The sequence below is a fragment of the Microcystis sp. BLCC-F209 genome (genome assembly GCF_041928595.1).
Classification (GTDB): Bacteria; Cyanobacteriota; Cyanobacteriia; order Cyanobacteriales; family Microcystaceae; genus Microcystis.
The window spans coordinates 1-1,909 of record NZ_JBHFLL010000193.1 but is presented as its reverse complement, the minus strand read 5'-3'; the positions used below and the strand labels follow the sequence as shown (position 1 = coordinate 1,909).

The following is a 1,909-nucleotide window of genomic DNA, read 5'->3' as shown; positions in this document are numbered from 1 at the left end:
TCTAAGACCTTAAAATCGGGAAAATCGACTACATATTGACTAATTGCTTCTCTTTTTGGCTTTGAATAAGAAAAAATTACAATCGGATAAATCGGTAAGACAAATTTCTCATGAAAGCGAGCAAAATAAGTAAACATTCGCGGGTTAAACCACTGGCGGGAACTTTGCTGCGCCTCCAGATGAATCAGAAAGAAAGATTCTTTTCCTCGAAACCTAACTTGTGCTACTAAGTCGCTTTCATACTTTTCTCCTTCGGTGACATCGGTAAATACTTCTTTGTCTAAAAAAGTAATCGAGTCCCTATCTAAATAATCTATCAATTGAGGAAAAAATAACTCGATAAATTCGACAAAAAAGGTGGAGATTAACTCCTTAAATAAGCGATCATGGTCAATATTATTAGTCATGTAATATCATCTTAACTAATCTGGGCGGTGAGTGACTAATTTTCTATATTATATTCTCAGAAGTCGGTTTTGGCAACAGATTGTTATGACCTTACCCCTTTAACCTAATTTCAGAAAACGGGTTTCTTGAAGAAACCCGTTTTCTAGGTGACTTAAAGAAAGTTAGGTATATAAATTATGAATGGGGAATGGGGAAACAGGGAAGTCGAAAACCTCAAGCTAATTGGGAATAATAATATTAATGGTACAGGTAACGCTGGTGACAATAAAATGACCAGTAATAGCGGTAACAATATCCTCGCTGGCGCTAATGGTAACGATATTTACTGTTTTAATGTTTCAACCCCATCAGGAAGCGATACCATCTAAGAAACTACCACCGGCGGTATCGATACCCTCGACTTAACTGGGACAAATACCGCAGTACGAGTAAACTTAGGGGTTCCTACAACCCAAACCGCCGTCACCAATCATCTAAAATTGACTTTTCCGCAAATAACACTATTGAAAATATTATTGACCATACCAGTAATGCTCGACTAACTAGAAATAGCCTTAATAATACTCTAACTGGTGGTGATGGCAATGGATCAATTAACCGGCCAAGACGGAAACGATAGTTTAATTGCTGGTTGAGGTAATGATTTACTCACCGGTGGTAATGGTAGCGATAATTTTATCTTCAACAGTAGCAATTTGGCAATCGAGGCGATCGGCGATTTCAGCCCGGGGAGTGATAAAATAGTATTGAGTAGAGCCATATTTACCCCCTGACAAAAAGATGAAGTATGCTTGGATTTGACATCATTTCTGGAAGACTGGCTACCGTTCCCTGTTCTCCAAAACCAGAGACTTCCTACCTCACCATTGGGATAACTGCTGTAACTGAAATAACAGACTAATGAAAAAGATAATATTGATTTTACTATTAGCTTGGCTTTTAGTTGCTAACCTGAATACCCAGGGGGTTTTAGCAGTGACGATCGATTTTCAATGGTTGGGAAATCAAGGTTATACAGCTAAAGGTTCTTTTAGTTATGATGAAAAAACGGCCCCGACTATCTTTTCAGAACAAGGTTCGGGAAAAATGCAAGTTTTAGAAGATTTTCAGGTATCTTTTTATGATAACAGTGGTCAAGAGATCGCTAAATACGATAATGTTAGCGAGGGAATTTCCTCAGCTAATTATTTTCAGTTTAATTTTAATACAAAAACCGGTCAAGTTTTTGGCTCGATCGATCTTGGGGGTGAAGGGATGGGGGAAATCTATCTTCAAGGGGTGGTTAAGGATAATTTGGCACTGTTGCGGGTGGAGTCGGTAGATCTGGTCATCGATGAGGATGATTCACCAGAAATTATTGTGGCTCTTCGTTACTTGGTATGGTTCGATAGGGGAGCATAAATCGACTAAATCCTTATCTGGCAAGAGACTTAATTGATTAGTTCGCTCTAGATCAAAAACAATTGACAAAAATCGCCAAATGTCTTTCTCTATAAGAGTT

3 protein-coding genes and 1 pseudogene are annotated in these 1,909 nt (G+C 38.2%); 2 read left to right on the top strand and 2 right to left on the bottom strand.

What is annotated here, in order from left to right:
- Nucleotides 1–407 (bottom strand): Rpn family recombination-promoting nuclease/putative transposase (locus tag ACE1AQ_RS12445; RefSeq protein WP_374808516.1); only part of this gene is annotated, 407 nt, incomplete at its 3' end.
- 204 nt (nt 408–611) lie between these two features.
- Here ACE1AQ_RS12445 and ACE1AQ_RS12440 point away from each other — a divergent pair.
- Nucleotides 612–773: pseudogene (locus tag ACE1AQ_RS12440) on the top strand (hemolysin); the annotation flags it as partial.
- Between the two features lie 279 nt (nt 774–1,052).
- Here ACE1AQ_RS12440 and ACE1AQ_RS12435 read toward each other — a convergent pair.
- A complete protein-coding gene (locus ACE1AQ_RS12435; RefSeq protein WP_008199062.1) occupies nt 1,053–1,184 on the bottom strand; it encodes a hypothetical protein in 132 nt (43 codons plus the stop codon).
- A gap of 124 nt (nt 1,185–1,308) precedes the next feature.
- Here ACE1AQ_RS12435 and ACE1AQ_RS12430 point away from each other — a divergent pair, with 124 nt between their 5' ends.
- The gene (locus ACE1AQ_RS12430) at nt 1,309–1,809 is read left to right on the top strand and encodes a hypothetical protein (RefSeq protein ID WP_110543227.1); all 501 of its coding nucleotides are present in this window, start codon (nt 1,309–1,311) and stop codon (nt 1,807–1,809) included.
- Nucleotides 1,810–1,909: the final 100 nt, after the last annotated feature.